Consider the following 20,213-nt stretch of genomic DNA (forward strand, 5'->3'; position numbering starts at 1 on the left):
AAAAAATCTAAGTGGTGCTGCCCATGAGTTATTCTAAATCCCCAGAATCCGTCGTTGAAGCCCAAGAGCAAAAATCTCTCACACCGGAACTGCACCCAACCGATGCAGACAGCGAGCAACAGCAGGATTCTGCGGCCGTTGCCGGTCGCCCCGAACCTATTGCTAAACCACGATCGCGGTGGCCCGTAATTGCCGCGCTCGCGATCGCCACAGGCGCCGCAGGTTTCGGCTGGTACTCATGGCAATCGGGTCATAATCGCGCACAGCAACCGGCAGCAGCAGCCCAACCCCCAGGCATACCAGTCAAGCTCGCAGCCGTACAAACCAGCTCAGTCCAAGATGCCTCAGAATTTGTCAGCAGCTTAGAAGCCAAGCGTTCGGTAGAGATCAAACCCCAAGTAGAAGGGCTAGTCACGGAGATTTTTGTCAAATCCGGGGACTTCATAAACAAAGGGCAAGCCATCGCCCGCATGAAAAGCGACAGCGCCCAAGCTGACTTGAGGGAATCCCAAGCCAACCTGATTCGCGCTCAATCCCATTTAGCCGAATTGCAAGCAGGAGCAAGGCCCGAAGAAATCGCCCAAGCTCAAGCCCAAGTCGCCCAAGCCCAAGCCAACCTCGCCCAACTGCGATCGGGCTCTCGGCCAGAAGAAATTGGTCAAGCCCAAGCCCGCGTTAGCCAAGCTGAAGCCGACCTCGCCGACGCTCAAACAGGGAGCCTCTTAGAAGACATTGCCCAAGCAAGAGCGCAAATAGAGGCAAGCACAGCCGAAGCAAAATTAGCCAGCCAGCAGCTTGCCAGATATCAGGCCTTGGCAAAAGAAGGTGCAGAATCCGCCAACACCCTCGAACAATACACCCAAAAAGAAGGCACCGCCAAAGCCAATCTCCGAGAAGCTCAAAGGCGGTTCGAGCAGCGGCAAAAGAACAGACAAGCCGAGATCGAGCGCCGGACAGCAGCCTTGCAACAGCAGCGCCAAGCTTTGCGGCAATTGCAAAACGGTTCGCGCCCAGAGGAAATAGCCAAAGCCGAAGCAGAAGTCGCACAAGCCAAGAGCAGATTAGCGCAGTTAGCCAACGGTACGCGCCAAGAACAGCTCGATCAAGCTGAAGCGCAAGTTGCCGAAGCCGCCGCTCAAGTGCGCGGCTTTGAAGTACAACTGCAAGAAACTGCTGTCATCGCGCCCTTCGCGGGAGTCATCGGCGACATACCAGTGAAAGTAGGTGATTACTTGCAAAAAGGTAACGCCATTGCCACCCTGACAGAGAATCAATTGCTAGACTTGCGGTTATCAATTCCTTTGGAACGGCAGCCTCAATTACGCTTAGGGCTGCCAGTACAAATGCTCGACGCTCAAGGTAAGGCGATCGCCCAAGGTCAAATCAGTTTTATCTCCCCAAACGTCAGCGCCAATTCCCAAACAATTTTAGCTAAAGCCACCTTTCCCAACCCCGGTGGCGAACTGCTTAATCTCCAGTTTGTAAAAGCTAAAGTCATCTGGAAACAGAACCCCGGAATTTTAGTTCCAGTAACAGCAGTCACTCGCTTAGGTGGGGAAACTTTTGTGTTCACAGCTCAAAAGCCGGAACAGCAAAAACCTGGAATGCCACCTTTAGTAGCGCGCCAAAAAGCCGTGAAATTGGGAGCGATTGAGGGGAATAATTATCAAGTTATCGAAGGTTTGCAAGCCGGGGAAAAAATTGTTACCGCAGGCATCCTTAACCTGACAGACGGCGCTCCCATTATGGCTCAAGAGGAAGGAAAAGGAGCAGGAGAAAAATTACCAGTAGGAAGCACAAAATAACGTATGTTGTTGCGCTGCAGCCCTCTTGATTCACCTCTTAAGAGCGCTGAAGCGCAACTATGTACCTTATATGAAACTACTTGATTGCTCAGCTATTAAAAAGGGGGCTATTTGAATTTGTGACTGAAGGGCAATTAGGAATTAGGAATTAGAATTAGCAATTAACAAAATTATGTTTGCAGATTTCTTTATTAAACGACCAGTCTTTGCTAGCGTCTGCGCCTTAATTATTATCTTGGTAGGCGCAATCAGCATTCCCACCCTACCTATCGAGCGCTTCCCCGACATTAGCCCAACCCAAATTAACGTCACATCTAACTATAGCGGTGCGAGTGCTGAAATTGTCGAAAATGCAGTTACGAACATCCTAGAAAGACAAATCAACGGCGTTGAAGGACTCAAATATCTAACTTCCAGTAGTAGTAACGATGGCACTAGCACCATTACAGCTACCTTTGATTCCTCGCGCAACAAAGACATTGCCGGCGTCGATGTTCAAAATCGAGTTGCAGTTGCTCAACCACAACTACCAGATGCCGTACAACGCACAGGAGTTAGAGTTACCAAACAATCTACAAGTCTCCTATTAGCGATCGGTTTATTTACAGAAAATAAAGAATACGACACCATATTTTTAAGCAACTACGCTGACCTATATTTAGCAGATGCTTTAAAGCGGGTAAAAGGTGTTGGCGACGTGCGAATTTTTGGGGAAAGACGCTATGCAATGCGTTTATGGATAGACCCCAATAAACTAGCAGCTCGCCGTCTCACAATGCAAGATGTAACGACGGCTCTCAACGAACAAAACTTGCAAGTTGGTGCTGGGAGAGTTGGTCAAGAACCGGCTCCACAGGGACAAATGTATCAAATTGACTTGCGTGCTGAAAGTCGCCTCAAAGAACCAGCCGAATTTGAAGAAATTGTCCTCAAAACAGAGACAAATGGAACGTTAGTTAAATTAAAAGATGTGGGGAGAGCAGAACTAGGGGCAGAGAATTACAGCTCATTTCTGCGATTTCGAGGCAATGATGCAGTAGGTTTAGGGATTTACCAACTGCCTGGAAGTAATGCTTTGAATGTTGCCCATGCCGTCAAAACAGAAATGGAAAAACTAGCTGTTGCTTTCCCTCCGGGGTTGGTACACAGAGTAGCGCTGGACACGACTTTGTTTGTAGAAGAGTCGATGGCAGAAGTAGTCAAGACATTATTTGAAGCAGTCTTGCTAGTGGTGATAGTGATTTTTGTTTTCTTGCAAGACTGGCGCACAACTATTATTCCTACCATCACAATTCCAATTTCTTTGATTGGGACGTTTGCCTTTATCAAAGTTTTCGGATTTACGATTAACAGTTTATCTCTGTTTGGCCTGACATTAGCGACCGGATTAGTGGTTGATGACGCTATCATTGTAGTAGAAAATATTGACCGCCTGATCCGACAAGGGATGAATGCCCGCGAAGCGGCTTTTGAGTCAATGCGGGAGCTTTTTAGCGCTGTAATTGCGACTTCTTTAGTGTTGATGGCAGTATTCGTGCCAGTGGCATTTTTCCCCGGAACTACAGGAGCGCTTTATAAACAATTTGCGCTGACAATTGCTTTTTCAGTTCTGCTTTCTACCTTTATTGCTATTACTCTCACCCCCTCACTTTCAGCTATATTACTGCGTCGAGGGCCGAAGTTTGGGGGCCCGGTAGGTTGGGTTTTTGACCGTTTTAATGGAGTTCTAGATTGGGTACAGCGGCAATATCGGAAATCCTTAATATTTCTCACAGGAATTAAGACTATTGTCACCCTCGTGTTCATTGCTTCTCTGGGAGTAACAGCTTGGCTTTATTTATCAGTACCCACAGCATTTATCCCGGAAGAAGACCAGGGCTATTTTCTGACAATTATTCAAGGACCCCAAGGTGTTTCGCTGCAATACACTCAGAAAGTAATGGATCAAGTAGAAGAAGAAATCCTCAAACTTCCTGAAGTTGTCGGGACTTTTTCAGTGGGTGGATTTGGTTTTAGCGGTAGCACTTCTAATCAAGGCATTATATTTACTACACTTAAAGCCTGGGACGAACGTCACGGAGAAGATCAAACTGTACAAGCGATTATTGGTAAGTTGCGGGGTAAGTTTTTCTCGATTCCAGAAGCGAGAATTTTCCCTGTGAATCCGCCTGCTATTCAAGGTTTAGGTCAATTTGGGGGTTTCCAATTTCAATTGCAAGACCGCAAAGGTAACAGCGGTTTAGATGCCTTAGTCCAGACTATGGGCGGGATTTTAAAGCAGGCAAATCAGACACCGGGCTTGCAGGCGGTATTTAGTACGTTTGCAGCGAATACACCTCAGTTAATTGTGGAGGTTGACCGCAATCGAGCTAAGGCTCTAGATATTCCCATTAATGATGTTTTCAGTACGTTACAAACGGCTCTGGGTGCTCAGTATGTGAATGATTTTAACCTCCAGCAGCGCAATTATCGGGTGTATGTTCAGGCGGATAAACAGTTTCGTGATAACCCTGAAGATATTGGCAAATTGTATGTGCGTTCTGGAAAGAATGAAATGATTGCTTTGAGCAATTTGGTGAAGATAACTCCGGTGGTGGGGGCGCAAACAGTTAACCACTACAATTTATATAGGTCAATTGAAATTACTGGCACTCCGGCTCCGGGTTCGAGTTCTGGACAGGCGCTAAAATCGATGGAAAAGGTGTCGGCTCAAGTTTTGCCCTCGGGTTTTGGCTATGAATGGTCGGGGAGTTCTTTAGAAGAAATTGAGTCGGGGGGTCAAGCACCGATTATTTTCGGTTTGGGGCTGATTTTTGTGTTCTTGGTGTTGGCTGCTCAGTACGAAAATTATGTCGATCCTTTCATTATTTTGCTGGCGGTTCCTCTGGCGATTTTGGGTGCACTTTTAGCTCAGTCGTTGCGGGGCTTGGCGAATGATGTTTATTGCCAGATTGGTTTGGTGATGTTGATTGGATTGGCTAGTAAAAATGCGATTTTAATCGTGGAGTTTGCGAACCAGTTACGGGAGCGGGGATATCCAATTGCTAAGGCGGCAGTTGAGGCTTCTCAAGAGCGTTTACGACCGATTTTGATGACTTCTCTGGCTTTCATTTTGGGTATTGCTCCTCTGGTTAACCCAGAAGGTGCGGGTGCAGCTAGTCGCCGATCGCTAGGGAATGCGATCGCAGGGGGGATGGTGGTTTCTACTTTCTTGAGTTTGTTTATGGTGCCGGTTCTGTATGTGGTGGTTGTCTCGGCTCGCGATCGCTTTAAGAAGCGCGATCGATTAGAAAATCTTCCCGAGGAGGGTACAACTTTGAACGGGAAAACGGCTTCCCACGAGGAGGTTGAACGCGATAAAGTATCGCCGTTTTAGTTGGTAATTAGTTCCTTTAACTATCCGGTTAATGGTTCTTTCTTCAACATACCCGACTATCTGTGCCACCGAATTTTTGATTGTTGCGACGCTGTGCGGTTACTCTCGGAGAAGACTTTTTGTGCAGGTAGCGATCGCCCGATCGCACCCCATCGTGCAATAATGATATGACTTGCACAAAAACTCTATTAGTAGGTAAATTTTGCCTACCTTACCGCTACATATAGCGTCTCAACTGTCAACCCGTGCAAGTTACCAATTAAACTGGCTGTTGCACTACACAAATTTTTCCTAATGGCTGAAGTCCCCCTAAATCCCGCAGAACTTGCAGAAGCCCTCAACGGCTTTACCGATATCAATTTCCAATTGCCAGATCCTGAAGACGAACAAATACCAGAGTTTGATTTTGAAAATCAGGTTGACAATGCCTGGAAAGTGTGCGATCGCTTCGACTTGCAAACCGACATTTGGCGGGGACGAATCCTCCGAACAGTTAGAGACAGAGAAAAAAAAGGTGGCGAAGGACGCGGAACAGGCTTTTTAAACTGGCTAAAAGAAAGAGAAATTGGCAAAAGTCAAGCCTATTCTTTGATAGAATTAGCTAATAGTGCCGATACTCTGATCCAGCAAGGAGATTTAGACCCAAATTCCATTAGAAACTTCAGCAAAAGAGCCTTTGTAGAAACCGCCAAAGCATCTCCCGAAGTGCAGCAAATGGTAACAGATGCCGCAGCAAGTGGCGATCGCATCACCCGCCGCGAAGTCAAACAACTCTCCGACGAATGGATGGCAATGAACTCAGATTTATTGCCAGAAGAAGTCAAAGAAAAAGCATCTACCGGTTCTCTACCTTCCCGCTACCTCGCTCCTTTAGTCAAAGAAATGGAGAAACTCTCCCCATCTCACCAAAGCGAAATTCAAAAAGAAGTAGCAGAAAATCCCGACGTAGATACTGTCAAACAGCTAACATCCGACGCCAAGAACTTATCAAAATATCTCGACGCCGCCGCTCAAGTGCAAGCTCTCAATCAGCCTCACTTAGACATGGAAATGGCCTTAGAAGAATCTTTGCGAGTAGGATGTTTGGGAACCACCGCCGACGTTGTAAAACAAGCCGCACAGCTAGAACAAACAGTAGTCAAACTCTACACGATTTGGAAGCGTTTAGGCAGTTTGGCAGATAGATTGTACGTGGATACAGGAGCAAGCACACCCAATTTGCGGTTGCTTTTGGGGTGCTTGGACAGTCTTTCGGGAGAAAAGATTGAAGTGGATTTTGGAGACGGAGAACGCTCGATTCGCTTGCAAATTTTCAGCGAATAGCTCAATCTTGACCGCAGATAAACGCCCACATCCAGGGTGAATATCTGCGTCGAACCCTGTTCATCTGCGGTTGAAATTTCGGATTTTTTTCCAAAGATAGCGGGGATGCAAATAACGCCGATATTTGGTAACTACTTCTTTCCCCAACAGCACTACGCTAATCCAAAAACAAACCTCTGCCCCAACAACTAGAACTACAGATAAAGTAGTTTTTTGGGGAATGTCCAGCGGCAGGAAGGGCACAACAAATAAGACTGCCAACCACGGTATAAAAGATACGATAAATAAAAACAAACCGAGCTTTTGCATAGATTCACATAATACAGCTTTGATATTCCCTTTATCTGTTAGTGTGCTGAAAGTTGACGTGGTTTGTATCGTAGCGATTTCCATCGCCGAGTTACTACAAACTCACATCTGAAACCAATGTCAGCAACAGGCAAGATGCGTGTCCCACAAGAATATTTAGTATTTGTGGAACAGGAATCTTGCCTGTTCTTGAGAATGGTTCCACAAATGACTACAAACTTAATTGCGAAGCCTCTCCAACTCAATTCTTAATTCCGGTCGCCGCAATCCCCCGAATAAACTGCCGTTGACCGGCCAAAAACAGCAACACCACAGGTACAGTTCCAATTACCACCGCCGCCATCAACAACTGCCAACTGCTAGTAAACTGTTCCTGAAATTCAGCCAGAACCAACTGCACAGTCCGCAACTCCGGCCGCGTCGTAAATACCAGCGGCTTAAACAAATCGTTCCACTCCCCGATAAAGGTAAACAAAAACAGCGTCACCAAAGCAGGGCGGGCCAAAGGTAACATCACCTGCCACAAAACCTGCCATCGGTTAGCCCCATCCAGCATTGCAGCCTCCTCCAACTCCACCGGAACCGTCATAAAATACTGGCGCAGCAGAAAAATCCCAAAACCGTTAGCCGCCGTCGGCAAAATCAGCGCCCCGTAGGTATTCAGCAGATGACCCCACTTCAAAACCATGAAAATGGGAATCACCAAAAGCTGAAACGGAATTACCAGAGTTGCCAAAACCCCCAACACAATGGCCTGTCGCCCCCGAAACTTTAGCCTGGCCAAAGCATAACCGGCCAAAGCAGAAGTCACAACCTGAAAACCCGTCACTGCGATCGCCACTACAGTAGAATTAACAAATGCCAACAAAAAATTGCCCCGCCGCCAAGCCTCCTGATAGTTCGCAAAAGTCAGGCCTGTGGTCTTGACACCGATACCAGATGGTGATATAGAAACTAAAAATACAGCAGCCAGTGGCAGCAGCACCAGCGCAGCCCCCGCCAGCAACAAAATAAAACTCAGTAGTTCCAGCGCTTGAGATCTGTCAAAGGATTTACCCATAAAATTGTGAATTAACCTAAAATAATAAGCCTGTGACGTTATCCCACCCGATCGCATCCCAGAGGCTTCCCATACAACAACATAATATGTCCTAGAGGGAAAGAAGGAGTACCTAGGGAGGAAGTTGTGATTAGGATATAATGTTAGAGATAGAGTTGGTACTGTAAAACCCTTCAAGGTGGAGACATAGACCGTATTTCTATCATCTATTTCCGGGCAAAAGATCGACTAACGACTAATTCAAGTAATTAGTAAATAGATAGCATTCTAGCGATAGTCTTTCTGGAGTGTTCGACGGCAAAAGTCCGGCAAACACGCTGAGGACGCCAGTTTTTCCCGGAACGTCAAAGAAAAGTTCTTTGTCGAAAGAATCCTCAGCTATAATCTGTGATTTAGATGGGGTGCGTTCAAAATAGGTAAAGTGTACTGTCACTGACCCCCAATTTTAAAGGGGTTTCCAAACATCCCACAAGCTTATATGAGGAGACTACATATCTATGCCCCAGCTTGAGGCCAGCCCAACAATTGACTTTCAAACCGAAACTTACAAAGATGCTTACAGCCGCATCAACGCCATTGTGATAGAAGGCGAACAAGAAGCTCACGACAATTACCTGACACTGGCCGAACTGTTGGCGGACAAAAAAGCAGAGTTAGTTGGCTTGTCCAAGATGGAGAACCGCCACATGAAAGGCTTCCAAGCTTGTGGCCGGAATCTTAAAGTCACGCCGGACATGGCATTTGCCAAAGAGTTCTTTTCGGAACTGCACAAAAACTTCCAAACGGCAGCGGCCCAAGGTCAGATTGTAACTTGCTTGTTGATTCAATCGCTAATTATCGAGTGTTTTGCGATCGCAGCTTACAACATCTACATCCCCGTCGCCGATGACTTTGCTCGCAAAATCACCGAAGGCGTCGTCAAAGAAGAATACACCCACCTCAACTTTGGGGAAGTCTGGCTGCAAGCTCACTTTGAGGAATCCAAAGCCGAACTCGAAGCTGCCAACCGCCAAAACCTGCCCATCATCTGGAGACTGCTAAACTCTGTCGCAGACGATGCCCGCGTTTTGGGAATGGAAAAAGACGCTTTAATCGAAGACTTTATGATTGCCTACGGCGAAGCCCTAGGCAACATAGGCTTTAACAACCGCGATATTATGCGGATGTCAGCGCAAGGCCTCGCAGCCTAGTTAATGGGGAAATAAGGAATGGGAAAAAAATTAAAAATTAAAAATTAAAAAGGGGATAACTCATTTTAAAATATAAATTTTTAATCTTCCCATCTTCCATCTTCCATCTTCCATCTTTCATCTTCCATCTTCCATTTTCAATCTTCCTTCATTTGACAACTTAATGTTTGGTCTAATCGGTCACTTAACCAGCTTAGAACACGCCCAATCAGTAGCTAACGAGCTGGGCTATCCAGAATATGCCGATCAAGGTCTCGATTTTTGGTGCAGCGCACCGCCCCAAATAGTTGATCATATCACGGTAACAAGCATCACTGGACAAAAAATAGAAGGCCGCTATGTGGAGTCCTGTTTTCTGCCAGAAATGCTAGCCACTCGCCGGATTAAAGCAGCCACTCGCAAAATCATTAATGCGATGGCACACGCTCAAAAAAACGGGATTAACATCACTGCTTTAGGCGGCTTTTCTTCAATCATTTTTGAGAATTTCAACTTGCAGCAAATTAAGCAAATTCGCAATATCAAGTTGGAGTTCGAGCGCTTCACCACTGGTAACACTCACACGGCATACATCCTCTGCCGCCAAGTAGAAGAAGCAGCCCCAAAATTGGGGATTGAACTTTCAAAAGCCACTGTAGCCGTTTGCGGTGCTACTGGCGACATTGGTAGTGCTGTCTGTCGCTGGCTGAATGTTAAAACAAATGTAGCAGAATTGTTGCTGATTGCCCGCGACAAAGAACGATTGCAAGATTTGCAATCGGAATTGGGGCGAGGCAAAATCATGGATTTGGAAGAAGCCCTACCCCAAGCGGATATTGTAGTGTGGGTAGCCAGTATGCCAAAGGGAGTAGAAATTGACCCTCAAACATTGAAGCAACCCTGTTTATTGATTGACGGTGGCTATCCGAAAAATTTGGCAACTCAGGTTCAGCATCCCGGAATTTACGTACTCAATGGTGGCATTGTAGAGCATTCCCTCGATATTGAGTGGAAAATTATGAAGATTGTCAATATGGATGTACCGGGCCGACAGTTGTTTGCGTGTTTTGCGGAATCAATGCTGCTGGAATTTGAAAAATTGTATACCAATTTTTCTTGGGGACGGAATCAAATTACTGTGGAGAAGATGGAGCAAATCGGTCTTATTTCTGTCAAACACGGTTTCCGACCTTTATTAATGTCAGTTTGATGTTAAGAGTCAACAGTTAAATTTTCAAATTTAACTGTTGACTCTTTCGTTGGAATCGGAATAATATTTTTCGGAGTGCAGCGCGAGCTTGCGGATCGCGCTATATGATAATTTATGATGTGACCAAATTTGATATCATACAAAATTTAAAACTCAAAGTTGGCAATTTTTCCGTCTTTTTTACTATCCCCAGACAGGGTAGGATCGGAAAATAGTCGATCGACCAAACCTTAAAACCTTATAGAAATTATCCGCGTGCCAAACCCAGACCGTAAACCCTTACTCTTAGATTTTGAAAAGCCTCTGGCAGAACTCGAAACCCGAATTCACCAGATTCGCGAACTCGCCGAAGAAAACAGCGTCGATGTCACCGACGAAATTCGCAAACTCGAAGCTCGCTCGGCCCAACTGCGACAAGAAATTTTCAGCAGCTTGTCCCCCATGCAGCGGCTGCAACTCGCCCGTCACCCGCGTCGCCCCAGCACGCTCGATTACATTCAGGCAATTAGCGACGAGTGGATCGAGCTTCACGGCGATCGGCGCGGCGGAGACGACCCGGCCCTCGTCGGTGGAATTGCCCGCATAGATGGGCGTCCCACAGTCATTATCGGCCATCAAAAAGGGCGCGACACTAAAGACAATATCGCCCGCAACTTTGGCATGGCTGCTCCCGGCGGCTACCGCAAAGCCCTGCGGTTGATGGAACACGCCGATCGCTTCGGAATGCCGATTTTCACCTTTATCGACACTCCCGGGGCTTGGGCGGGCTTAGAAGCAGAACAGCTAGGACAGGGAGAGGCGATCGCCTGTAACCTCCGAGAAATGTTCCGCCTCGACGTTCCCATTATTTGCACCGTCATCGGCGAAGGCGGTTCCGGTGGCGCCTTGGGTATCGGTGTCGGCGAGCGGCTGTTGATGCTGGAACATTCCGTCTACACCGTCGCCACCCCCGAAGCTTGTGCAGCCATTCTCTGGAAAGACTCTGGTAAAGCTAACTTGGCTGCAGAAGCCCTGAAAATCACTTCCTGGGATTTGAAAAACCTCGGCATTCTCGATCAAATAGTACCAGAGCCGATCGGTGGCGCTCACTCGAATCCCCTCAAAGCTGCGTCCATACTCAAACAAGCTTTGTTAGAAAACTTAGCAGAACTCACACAGCTTACGGCTCAGCAGCGACGCGAGCTTCGGTATCAAAAGTTTCGCCATATCGGTGTATTCACTGAAATTCCTGCTTGAGCCGATCGATTCAGAGTTATCAGTTATGTAGTGAACAATCTCTTAACTTCCAACTCATAACTGATAACTCACTATTCTGCTGCTCTATCAGCAGTGTTATAATTTCTCAGGTGACACGGCTTAACAGTTCTTAATGTTCATCTCATAATTAACTGTTATCACCCGCAGCAGACAGTTGTCTAATTTGCCTCAGAAGGCTGCAACGCTGTAGGGGGTTGCCGAGCGAAAGTATTAGGACACTGAATGAACCATCCAACAACAAAGCAGGCTCTGATAACCGGAGCCAGCAGCGGTATTGGCAAAGCGACGGCTCTAGCGTTCGCCGCCGAGGGCATAAATCTGGCATTAGTTAGCCGAGAGTCGGAAAACTTAGAAGCCGTTGCCGCAGCAGCCCGAGAAGTCGGAGTGAAAGCACAAACTTATCCCTTAGACTTGGCAAAAATTGAGCACGTGCAAAGCAGCATCAGCGCGATCGCATCTCAATTGGGTTCCGTAGATATCCTGGTCAACAGCGCTGGCATGGGCTACACCGGCTCTTTGACGGAAACGCCCCTAGCCGAGTGGCAGAGCGTTCTAGACCTCAATCTGACTAGCGTTTGGCAGTGCATTTTAGGAGTTTTGCCCTCCATGCGCGATCGCAGATCGGGAATCATCATCAACGTTTCCTCGATCGCTGGGAGCCAAACCTTCCCCAACTGGGGAGCCTACTGCGTCAGTAAATTCGGTCTCATGGCTTTGTCTAAAACCTTAGCCGCCGAAGAACGCGCTCACGGAATTCGCGTAACAGCAATCTGTCCGGGTTCTGTCAATACTCCCATGTGGGACACAGACACCGTGCACGCCGACTTCGATCGCACCGCCATGTTAACCCCAGAAATAGTCGCCCAATCAATTCTGCACGCAGTTCAGTTGCCAGCAAGTGCAGTAATTGAAGAAATCACGCTCATGTCCAACGCAGGAGTTTTGTGAACTTGAGATTTCAGACTGCTGGATTTTTCTCGAATTCAACAATCTTTGAATCTCTAGCTATATCCCCCCATAGAAAATCGAAAATCGATTCACCCTCACACCAAATTGTTATGACAATTGCATCTTCCGCCGATTCCAATGGCTCGAACTCAATCTCGACTGACAGCATGAAACTGTTACAAACCGCAGACAACAACACCCCGCGCATCCCAACTCGACCAGATCGCAATTCCTCGAACGGTCAAGAATCCAGCGTGCCCAAACCTTCAGAAGTAGGCATGGAAGAAATGATGGAGGCCGTTCGTACAATGCTGCTGGGAGTAGGAGAAGACCCCGAACGTGAAGGATTGCTCAAAACCCCAAAACGGGTAGCAGAAGCAATGCGGTTTCTCACCAGCGGTTACAGTCAATCCCTCGAAGAACTCCTCAACGGCGCTATCTTTGACGAAGGCCACAACGAAATGGTACTGGTGCGAGACATCAGCGTATTCAGTATGTGCGAACACCATATGCTGCCGTTTATGGGCCGAGTTCACATTGCTTACATTCCTAACCAAAAAGTAGTGGGATTGAGCAAATTAGCCCGAATTTCCGAGATGTACAGCCGCCGGTTGCAGGTGCAAGAACGTTTGACGCGCCAAATTGCCGAAGCAGTTCAGACAATATTGGAACCGAAGGGAGTAGCTGTGGTAATGGAAGCCAGCCATATGTGCATGACGATGCGGGGTGTGCAAAAACCCGGTGCTTGGACGGTTACGAGTGCAATGTTGGGCGTGTTCCAAGAAGAACAGAAAACTCGTGAAGAATTCCTGAATTTGATCCGCCACCAACCAGCATTCTTTTAATCATTAGTCATTAGTCATTAGTCATCAGCCAATCACTTTTTGGCTGGTGGCTAGCAATCAACTAATTTGGTCACTAGCCCCCTGATTCATCCGCAGTCGCAATTCCATCATCTAAAATCTCAAATCTAAAATCAGATGACGATCGACTAATAAACCCATAAAATAGACTGGTGACTCATGACTTGTGACTAAATGAATCCCATTAAATTCGGTACAGATGGCTGGCGCGGCATCATTGCTGACGATTTTACATTCGATCGCGTAGCGTTAGTCGCTCCCTTAGCGGCACAAGTTCTCGCACAAACCGGCAGCAGCGATGGCAGCAGCGGTACCGTAATTGTCGGTCACGACCGCCGATTTCTGGCTGAAGAATTTGCCAAAACAGCGGCTGTTGCCATCCAAAACGCAGGATTTGACGTGCTGCTGAGCGAATCCTACGCCCCTACTCCAGCTTTCAGTTTAGCTGCCAAACAATTAAATGCTTTGGGTGCGATCGTGCTGACAGCCAGCCACAATCCCGGTCCATATTTAGGGTTAAAAGTCAAGGGCGGATTTGGTGGGTCAGTTTCGCCCGAAGTTACTCAACAGATAGAAGCAAAACTCGACAATCCGGCGGCACTTTCAGCAACTCCCGGCAAATTGAAGAATTTCAATCCTTGGCCAGCTTACTGCAAAACCTTGCGGGAAATGGTAGATATTGAGGCGATTAAAGAAGCGATCGCCAGCGGTAAAATTACAGTATTTGTAGATGTAATGCACGGTGCCGCCGCCGGAGGATTAGCTCAAATTTTAGAAGAAACAGTACATGAAGTCAACAGCGATCGAGATCCGCTGTTTGGCGGCGGTGCACCGGAACCTTTGCCGCGCTACCTGTCGCAGTTATTTCGGGTAATGCGTACTCACCAGCGAAAAAGTTCTGGTTTGTCAATCGGATTTGTATTTGACGGAGATAGCGATCGAATTGCAGCCGTTGACTCTAGCGGCAACTTTCTGAGTTCACAAATCTTAGTTCCCATATTAATCGAACATTTAGCAAAACGGCGCGGCTTGACCGGGGAAGTCATCAAAACAGTCAGCGGTTCAGACATAATTCCCAAAATTTCCAAGCTGTACGACTTGCCTTTATTTGAAACGCCGATCGGTTACAAGTATATAGCCGATCGAATGTTAACCACCCAAGTCTTAGTCGGCGGCGAAGAATCGGGTGGCATTGGCTACGGTACGCACATTCCCGAACGAGATGCTTTGCTGTCAGCGCTGTACTTGTTAGAAGCAGTTGTCAAATCCGGGGAAGACTTAAGCGAAATTTACACCCGGCTGCAACAAGAAACAAGCTTTTCTTCAGCTTATGACAGAATAGACTTGCACTTAGCAAACATGGAAGAAAGGTCGCGTTTGCTGTCGCTGCTGCAAAATCAACCCTTAACAGAAATCGCCGGCAAAGCAGTTGTAGATTGCAACAAAGTTGACGGATATAAATTCCGTTTGGCTGACGGAAGCTGGCTGTTAATTCGGTTTAGCGGAACCGAACCAGTGTTGCGGCTGTATTCAGAAGCAGCGACATTGAAAGAAGTTATGCAAAACTTAAACTGGGCGAAAAAGTGGGCGCATAATTAATCAGAGTTTTCAACCGCAGATAAACGCAGATAAAAATATCTCAAATACTATCCGCGTTAATCCGTGTTCATCCGCCAATATCTGCGGTCAAAAAATCCCATTATTTCCCAGCCTACAAGTAACCGACTCCCAACCAACCAGAAAAAATATAACTTATTTGGGATCGTGCGACGTTTTTTTTGTTAATATCAAGCCGTAAGTTTTAATTGAAATAATGACCGATCGCAAATTGCTAGTTGTAGCTACGGGGAATCCGGGTAAACTCAAGGAAATGCAAGTTTACCTGGAGGATTTGGGATGGGAATTGGAACTAAAACCGGAAGAGTTGGATATCGAGGAAACAGGCGAAACCTTTATTGCTAATGCTTGTTTGAAGGCGTCTGAAGTGGCAAAAGCAACGGGCAAATGGTCGATCGCCGATGATTCTGGTTTAATGGTAGACGCACTCGACGGCAAACCTGGGATTTACTCCGCGCGCTACGGCAAAACCGATGCTGACAGGATATCTCGACTTCTCAAAGAATTGGGTAGCGAACAAAACCGGGAAGCACAATTTGTTTGCGCGATCGCGATCGCTCGTCCCGACGGTACAATTGCCTTGCAAGTAGAAGGAATTTGCCGGGGCGAAATCCTCCACACCCCTCGCGGTACGGGAGGTTTCGGATATGACCCCATTTTCTACGTACCCGCACAGCAACAAACTTTTGCAGAAATGACACCCGATATCAAGCGATCGCACTCTCACCGCGGCCGAGCCTTCCATGCTCTCATACCACAAATGGCGAACCTTGTCAACTCATAATGAGGAAAAAAGCCAAAACAGGGGGTAACTGTGGCATTGGATATTGAGAGTTAGGTATCAGAACTAAACAGGAAAGAGGTTTTTCCTTAGCAATGACCAGTTACCAATGCCCAATTACCAATGCCCAATGCCCAATGCCCCAGTATCTTAGATTGCCTCCAAGTTCTTTTCCCCAGTCCGAATCCGAATAATTTGTTCTACAGGAGAGATGAAAATCTTGCCGTCGCCAATCTCGCCCGTGCGGGAAGCCGCGATAATTTTATCAACCACCATGTCAACCTGATCGTTTTCCACAACAATCTCGACCTTGAGCTTTTGCAAGAACTCAACGGTATACTCAGAACCGCGATAGCGTTCTGTCATGCCCTTCTGACGGCCAAAACCTCTAACTTCAGAAACAGTCATCCCCACAATACCAGCATTGACGAGTGCGATTTTCACTTCGTCTAGTTTAAAGGGGCGAATAATAGCTTCAACCTTTTTCAAGTTTTTCACTCCTAACAGTTAGTACCTTCGTTATATTACTTAATCGGCGTGACATCTTTTAATATCACTGCCAACAGCAAGTATTTTGTCAAGTATATTACCCTATCTTGTACTCGCGATGAAATGCACGCCAACCTTTAACAATCTTCTCGGATTTTCCGGGCGCGCGCGTTCTCGCCTCCGGTCGATCGCGGTACAGTTAAGAAGACTGCAGCAGCCGTCCCCCGCCGATCTGCTAAAACAGAAAAAGAACCCAGGAGACAGGAGTTTTCCGAGTTTCCGCTTTGCTATGTGAGATTTGCACGTATTGCTGAAAACTATAATTGCCAGAGGCGGTCAGTTAAACTATTCTTATGCACCCAGCCAGCCCTCCCCCTGACCGCAGCGGGCTTGATGCCCTACTGAGAAATCGCCCCTTCCTAGCCTTGTGGACGGGCCAGTTATTGGCCCAAGTGGCGGATAAAATTTTTTACGTATTGCTGATTATTCTGCTGAAAACCGGCGACTACCGACCCTGGCCTGTTTCTTGGCAACATTCGGAAAATTCTATGCTGTCAGCGGTGATGATCGCCTACACCGTGCCCGCGATCGTCTTTGGTTCCGTAGCGGGGATCGTGGTAGACCGCTTTTCCAAAAAGCAAATGCTGATCGCCTGCAACGTGATTCGAGCCGGGTTGATTGTAGCTTTGCCGTTTTTGCCCAAAGCTTTTGTGGTTTTGCTGACGATGACGTTTTTGATCTCTACCGTAACGCAATTTTTTGCTCCGGCAGAGCAGGCGGCAATCCCTCTGGCCGTGGGGCGAGAGGGACTGATGTCGGCAAATGCGCTGTTCGCCTCGTCCACAATGGGCGGGATTATTGTCGGGATGACGATCGGCGAACCGCTGTTTAGTTGGGTCAAACACAGCTTCGGAGCAGCTTCTCAAGAGTTTTTGCTGGGCGGGTTGTACCTGATATCGGCAGGTTTGATCTATGCCATGCGGATCAAAGAAAGTCATGCCGGCAGCAGTGGCAAAAACGTCCATCCTTGGCAAGATCTCAAAGAAGGTTTGCGGTATTTGAAACACAATCACCTTGTCAGCAACGCGATGGTGCAGTTGACAATTTTGTATTCCGTGTTTGCGGCGCTTCAGGTGCTGGCGATCGCGCTTTCAGGCAAAATAGGTCTCAAAGAAACTCAATTTGGCTTTTTGCTGGCTGCGGCGGGAGTCGGAATGGTCTTCGGCGCAGCCTTTTTGGGACACTGGGGCGGTCGCTTCCACCACAAACCTCTACCTTTAATCGGTTTCTTGATGATGGGTTTTGTATTAGCAATGTTTGCCTTTACCCGACAGTTGTGGGTGGGATTCGGATTGAGTGCTCTGTTCGGTTTTGGTGCTTCGTTAATTAACGGACCGATGCAGGCTCTGATTCAAGAAAAAACTCCAGAATCTATGCGGGGCAAAGTCTTTGGATTGGAAAACAATGCGATTAATATTGCTCTGAGCCTGCCTTTAGCGATTACCGGCCCGCTGACTGATGCTGTCAGCAAAGCCGTCCGATCGGATGACCTCGGCTTGCGGATCGTGTTACTGAGTTTGGGCTTTTTGGTATCGGTGATGGGCATGGCAGCTTGGCGACATACCCGCAAAGTTTTGCAGGATGTTCTCTGAACTTTGGCAAGAAGGAAGTTCGGCAACGAGCAATGTACGGGATGTAACGGATGTAACGGAGGTCAAGAAGGGAGAAGGAAGAGGGAAGAGGGCTTTATTTTCGCGATCGATCTCTAACATACCAATCCCCCTGATAGTGAGGACGTTCTTAATTGCTGAAACGATTGTTTTTGTGGTCGAATGCCGCATTACGAATGCTATACAAGCGTCATATCGCGGTAAACCGACATAGAGGCCGCTATTTCCTCTGTTTCTTTTCTTGCTCTGCTGTTCCACAATGTCTCGATCAGGCAAACCCAGTCCGATCGCGAAATCTTTTGTAAAATCTCACCACTTAAATTTTCATAGTTTCATTAATTGAGATTAAAGTAGTATAAAAGCTTTCATTAAAAATCATAATTAGTTTAAGGAAGGAAATTCTGTGCAACTAAAAACTAAAGTGACCATCAGACGTGCAACTGGTGGATTTGCTCTGATTGACAGCTTGATCCGCCACGGCGTCAAGCATATTTTTGGTTATCCCGGCGGCGCAATTCTGCCGCTTTACGACGAACTCTACCGCGCTGAAGAAACCGGCGTTATCAAACATATTCTGGTGCGCCACGAGCAAGGTGCTGCTCACGCGGCCGACGGGTACGCCCGCGCTACCGGACAAGTTGGGGTTTGTTTTGCTACTTCGGGCCCCGGCGCAACTAATTTGGTAACGGGGATTGCGACAGCCCACATGGATTCGATCCCGATGGTAATTATTACCGGTCAGGTGCCCCGTCCGGCGATCGGCACTGATGCGTTTCAGGAAACAGATATTTACGGGATTACCCTGCCAATTGTCAAGCATTCCTATGTAGTGCGCGACCCCAGAGATATGGCGCGAATTGTGGCACAAGCTTTCCACATCGCGAGTACAGGGCGGCCGGGGCCTGTGTTGGTTGATGTACCCAAGGATGTGGGTTTAGAAGAATTTGACTATTTGCCCGTGGAACCCGGAGCAGTGAGAATTCCGGGCTACCGGCCCACGGTGAAGGGCAATCCACGCCAGATTAATCAAGCAATCCATTTGCTGAAGGAAGCAAAGCGTCCTTTGCTTTATGTGGGCGGCGGGGCGATCGCGGCGGGGGCCCACGAAGAAATTAAGGAACTGGCCGAACTTTTCCAATTGCCGGTCACGACAACGCTGATGGGCAAAGGTTCCTTTGACGAAAACCATCCTTTGTCGGTGAAAATGCTGGGGATGCACGGCACTGCTTACGCTAATTTTGCCGTTACCGAGTGCGATTTGCTGATTGCTGTAGGGGCGAGGTTTGACGATCGCGTGACGGGCAAATTAGACGAGTTTGCCGCGCGGGCTAAGGTGATTCACATCGATATCGACCCGGCCGAAGTGGGCAAAACTCGCGGCCCTGACGTGCCGATTGTCGGAGATGTCCGCCAAGTTTTGATCGATTTGCTGCGCCGCTGTCGGGAGACTGGAGTTTCCGGGAAGGCCGGACAGACTGCAGAATGGCTGCACAGGATCGATCAGTGGAAACAGGACTATCCGTTAGTTGTGCCTCATTACCCAGACATTTTGTCTCCGCAAGAGGTGATTTCGGAGTTAGCGACTCAAGCGCCGGATGCTTACTACACAACAGATGTCGGTCAACATCAAATGTGGTCGGCTCAATTTTTGAACAACGGGCCGCGCCGCTGGATTTCGAGCGCTGGTTTGGGCACGATGGGTTACGGGGTGCCGGCTGCTATGGGCGCGAAAATGGCGCTACCCAATGAGCAAGTGATTTGTATTGCTGGCGATGCTAGCGTGCAAATGAATATTCAAGAGCTGGGAACACTAGCACAATACGGCATTAATGTCAAGATTGTAATTGTAAATAACGGCTGGCAAGGCATGGTGCGGCAGTGGCAGCAGGCGTTCTACGGGGAGCGTTATTCCTCGTCGAACATGACTGTGGGGATGCCGGATTTTGTGAAGCTGGCTGAAGCTTATGGCGTGAAGGGGATGCTGGTTTCACAGCCGGAGGAACTCAAAGATGCGATCGCTCAAATGCTCGCTCACGACGGCCCCGTGCTGATGAACGTCAAGGTGACGAGGGACGAAAACTGCTATCCGATGGTAGTTCCAGGTAAGAGCAACGCTCAAATGGTTGGTTTGCCCGATCGTAGCAAGTTGCAATCTGCGGAGTTGGTTTATTGTCCGAGTTGCGGCGCTAAGAATGTTTCTACCAATAACTTTTGTCCTGAGTGCGGGACAAAAGTTTAAGGGCTGAAACTAGGGACACGGGGTCAGTCCATAGGTGTCAACCATCGCCTGAAAACAATTGTATCTCTGGTCGATCGCCGAGTCCCAATCCCTCTGG

General features: G+C 47.7%; 18 protein-coding genes. 13 read left to right on the forward strand and 5 right to left on the reverse strand.

Going from position 1 to position 20,213, the window contains the following annotated elements; all coding sequences use genetic code 11:
* Window positions 1-23: 23 nt before the first annotated feature.
* Window positions 24-1,805 (forward strand): efflux RND transporter periplasmic adaptor subunit, encoded by a 1,782-nt coding sequence (locus QUA27_RS07065; protein WP_333067164.1) that lies wholly within the window; start codon window positions 24-26, stop codon window positions 1,803-1,805.
* 172 nt (window positions 1,806-1,977) lie between these two features.
* Window positions 1,978-5,181: an efflux RND transporter permease subunit gene (locus QUA27_RS07070; RefSeq protein ID WP_333067165.1), complete on the forward strand. Its 3,204-nt coding sequence runs from the start codon at window positions 1,978-1,980 to the stop codon at window positions 5,179-5,181.
* A 43-nt stretch (window positions 5,182-5,224) separates the two neighbouring features.
* Here QUA27_RS07070 and QUA27_RS07075 read toward each other — a convergent pair whose 3' ends face one another.
* A complete protein-coding gene (locus QUA27_RS07075) occupies window positions 5,225-5,359 on the reverse strand; it encodes a hypothetical protein (RefSeq protein ID WP_333067166.1) in 135 nt (44 codons plus the stop codon).
* Window positions 5,360-5,475: 116 nt separating this feature from the next.
* Between QUA27_RS07075 and QUA27_RS07080 the strand changes: the two genes are divergently transcribed.
* Window positions 5,476-6,504, forward strand: a complete 1,029-nt coding sequence (locus QUA27_RS07080; protein ID WP_333067167.1) for a hypothetical protein — start codon at window positions 5,476-5,478, stop codon at window positions 6,502-6,504.
* 60 nt (window positions 6,505-6,564) lie between these two features.
* Here the strand turns inward: QUA27_RS07080 and QUA27_RS07085 are convergent, their stop codons facing one another.
* From QUA27_RS07085 to QUA27_RS07095, 3 genes are all read right to left on the reverse strand, one after another.
* Complete coding sequence (locus QUA27_RS07085) at window positions 6,565-6,813, reverse strand: transporter suffix domain-containing protein (RefSeq protein WP_333067168.1); 249 nt, start codon at window positions 6,811-6,813, stop codon at window positions 6,565-6,567.
* A gap of 241 nt (window positions 6,814-7,054) precedes the next feature.
* Window positions 7,055-7,873: a carbohydrate ABC transporter permease gene (locus tag QUA27_RS07090; protein ID WP_333067169.1), complete on the reverse strand. Its 819-nt coding sequence runs from the start codon at window positions 7,871-7,873 to the stop codon at window positions 7,055-7,057.
* A gap of 235 nt (window positions 7,874-8,108) precedes the next feature.
* Window positions 8,109-8,306: a hypothetical protein gene (locus tag QUA27_RS07095; RefSeq protein WP_333067170.1), complete on the reverse strand. Its 198-nt coding sequence runs from the start codon at window positions 8,304-8,306 to the stop codon at window positions 8,109-8,111.
* Between the two features lie 64 nt (window positions 8,307-8,370).
* Between QUA27_RS07095 and QUA27_RS07100 the strand changes: the two genes are divergently transcribed.
* From QUA27_RS07100 to rdgB, 7 genes are all read left to right on the forward strand, one after another.
* Complete coding sequence (locus tag QUA27_RS07100; protein WP_333035375.1) at window positions 8,371-9,063, forward strand: aldehyde oxygenase (deformylating); 693 nt, start codon at window positions 8,371-8,373, stop codon at window positions 9,061-9,063.
* 163 nt (window positions 9,064-9,226) lie between these two features.
* A complete protein-coding gene (locus QUA27_RS07105; RefSeq protein WP_333067171.1) occupies window positions 9,227-10,252 on the forward strand; it encodes a long-chain acyl-[acyl-carrier-protein] reductase in 1,026 nt (341 codons plus the stop codon).
* Window positions 10,253-10,507: 255 nt separating this feature from the next.
* Window positions 10,508-11,488 carry an acetyl-CoA carboxylase carboxyl transferase subunit alpha gene (gene accA, locus QUA27_RS07110; RefSeq protein ID WP_333067172.1) on the forward strand — a complete coding sequence of 327 codons (981 nt, stop codon included), beginning with the start codon at window positions 10,508-10,510 and terminating at the stop codon, window positions 11,486-11,488.
* 243 nt (window positions 11,489-11,731) lie between these two features.
* Window positions 11,732-12,457 (forward strand): SDR family oxidoreductase, encoded by a 726-nt coding sequence (locus QUA27_RS07115; RefSeq protein WP_333067173.1) that lies wholly within the window; start codon window positions 11,732-11,734, stop codon window positions 12,455-12,457.
* 110 nt (window positions 12,458-12,567) lie between these two features.
* Window positions 12,568-13,302: a GTP cyclohydrolase I FolE gene (folE, locus tag QUA27_RS07120; protein ID WP_333067174.1), complete on the forward strand. Its 735-nt coding sequence runs from the start codon at window positions 12,568-12,570 to the stop codon at window positions 13,300-13,302.
* A gap of 192 nt (window positions 13,303-13,494) precedes the next feature.
* On the forward strand, window positions 13,495-14,919 hold the full coding sequence (locus QUA27_RS07125; RefSeq protein ID WP_333067175.1) for a phosphoglucomutase/phosphomannomutase family protein: 1,425 nt from the start codon (window positions 13,495-13,497) through the stop codon (window positions 14,917-14,919).
* 214 nt (window positions 14,920-15,133) lie between these two features.
* Window positions 15,134-15,721 carry an RdgB/HAM1 family non-canonical purine NTP pyrophosphatase gene (rdgB, locus tag QUA27_RS07130; protein WP_333067176.1) on the forward strand — a complete coding sequence of 196 codons (588 nt, stop codon included), beginning with the start codon at window positions 15,134-15,136 and terminating at the stop codon, window positions 15,719-15,721.
* Window positions 15,722-15,868: 147 nt separating this feature from the next.
* Here rdgB and QUA27_RS07135 read toward each other — a convergent pair whose 3' ends face one another.
* Window positions 15,869-16,207: a P-II family nitrogen regulator gene (locus tag QUA27_RS07135; RefSeq protein WP_006633346.1), complete on the reverse strand. Its 339-nt coding sequence runs from the start codon at window positions 16,205-16,207 to the stop codon at window positions 15,869-15,871.
* Window positions 16,208-16,560: 353 nt separating this feature from the next.
* On the opposite strand from QUA27_RS07135, the gene QUA27_RS07140 reads away from it, so the two are divergent.
* The 3 genes from QUA27_RS07140 (at window position 16,561) to ilvB (ending at window position 20,116) form a co-directional block, all read left to right on the forward strand.
* On the forward strand, window positions 16,561-17,859 hold the full coding sequence (locus tag QUA27_RS07140; RefSeq protein WP_333067177.1) for an MFS transporter: 1,299 nt from the start codon (window positions 16,561-16,563) through the stop codon (window positions 17,857-17,859).
* The gene (locus QUA27_RS07145) at window positions 17,849-18,091 is read left to right on the forward strand and encodes a hypothetical protein (protein WP_333067178.1); all 243 of its coding nucleotides are present in this window, start codon (window positions 17,849-17,851) and stop codon (window positions 18,089-18,091) included. Before QUA27_RS07140 ends, QUA27_RS07145 begins: the two co-directional genes overlap by 11 nt.
* A 189-nt stretch (window positions 18,092-18,280) precedes the next feature.
* Window positions 18,281-20,116, forward strand: coding sequence for a biosynthetic-type acetolactate synthase large subunit (ilvB, locus tag QUA27_RS07150; RefSeq protein ID WP_333067179.1), 1,836 nt, complete (start codon window positions 18,281-18,283; stop codon window positions 20,114-20,116).
* Window positions 20,117-20,213 lie beyond the last annotated feature (97 nt).

It is taken from the genome of Microcoleus harperi Pol14_C6, from assembly GCF_036701295.1.
Classification (GTDB): Bacteria; Cyanobacteriota; Cyanobacteriia; order Cyanobacteriales; family Microcoleaceae; genus Microcoleus.

Excerpts from the sequence above, each read along its gene's own strand:
- QUA27_RS07065 (WP_333067164.1), top strand. The coding sequence starts at position 24 with ATGAGTTATTCTAAATCCCCAGAATCCGTCGTTGAAGCCCAAGAGCAA.
- QUA27_RS07070 (WP_333067165.1), top strand. The coding sequence starts at position 1,978 with ATGTTTGCAGATTTCTTTATTAAACGACCAGTCTTTGCTAGCGTCTGC.
- QUA27_RS07080 (WP_333067167.1), top strand. The coding sequence starts at position 5,476 with ATGGCTGAAGTCCCCCTAAATCCCGCAGAACTTGCAGAAGCCCTCAAC.
- QUA27_RS07085 (WP_333067168.1), bottom strand. The coding sequence starts at position 6,813 with ATGCAAAAGCTCGGTTTGTTTTTATTTATCGTATCTTTTATACCGTGG.
- QUA27_RS07090 (WP_333067169.1), bottom strand. The coding sequence starts at position 7,873 with ATGGGTAAATCCTTTGACAGATCTCAAGCGCTGGAACTACTGAGTTTT.
- QUA27_RS07100 (WP_333035375.1), top strand. The coding sequence starts at position 8,371 with ATGCCCCAGCTTGAGGCCAGCCCAACAATTGACTTTCAAACCGAAACT.
- QUA27_RS07105 (WP_333067171.1), top strand. The coding sequence starts at position 9,227 with ATGTTTGGTCTAATCGGTCACTTAACCAGCTTAGAACACGCCCAATCA.
- QUA27_RS07115 (WP_333067173.1), top strand. The coding sequence starts at position 11,732 with ATGAACCATCCAACAACAAAGCAGGCTCTGATAACCGGAGCCAGCAGC.
- folE (WP_333067174.1), top strand. The coding sequence starts at position 12,568 with ATGACAATTGCATCTTCCGCCGATTCCAATGGCTCGAACTCAATCTCG.
- QUA27_RS07125 (WP_333067175.1), top strand. The coding sequence starts at position 13,495 with ATGAATCCCATTAAATTCGGTACAGATGGCTGGCGCGGCATCATTGCT.
- rdgB (WP_333067176.1), top strand. The coding sequence starts at position 15,134 with ATGACCGATCGCAAATTGCTAGTTGTAGCTACGGGGAATCCGGGTAAA.
- QUA27_RS07140 (WP_333067177.1), top strand. The coding sequence starts at position 16,561 with ATGCACCCAGCCAGCCCTCCCCCTGACCGCAGCGGGCTTGATGCCCTA.
- QUA27_RS07145 (WP_333067178.1), top strand. The coding sequence starts at position 17,849 with ATGTTCTCTGAACTTTGGCAAGAAGGAAGTTCGGCAACGAGCAATGTA.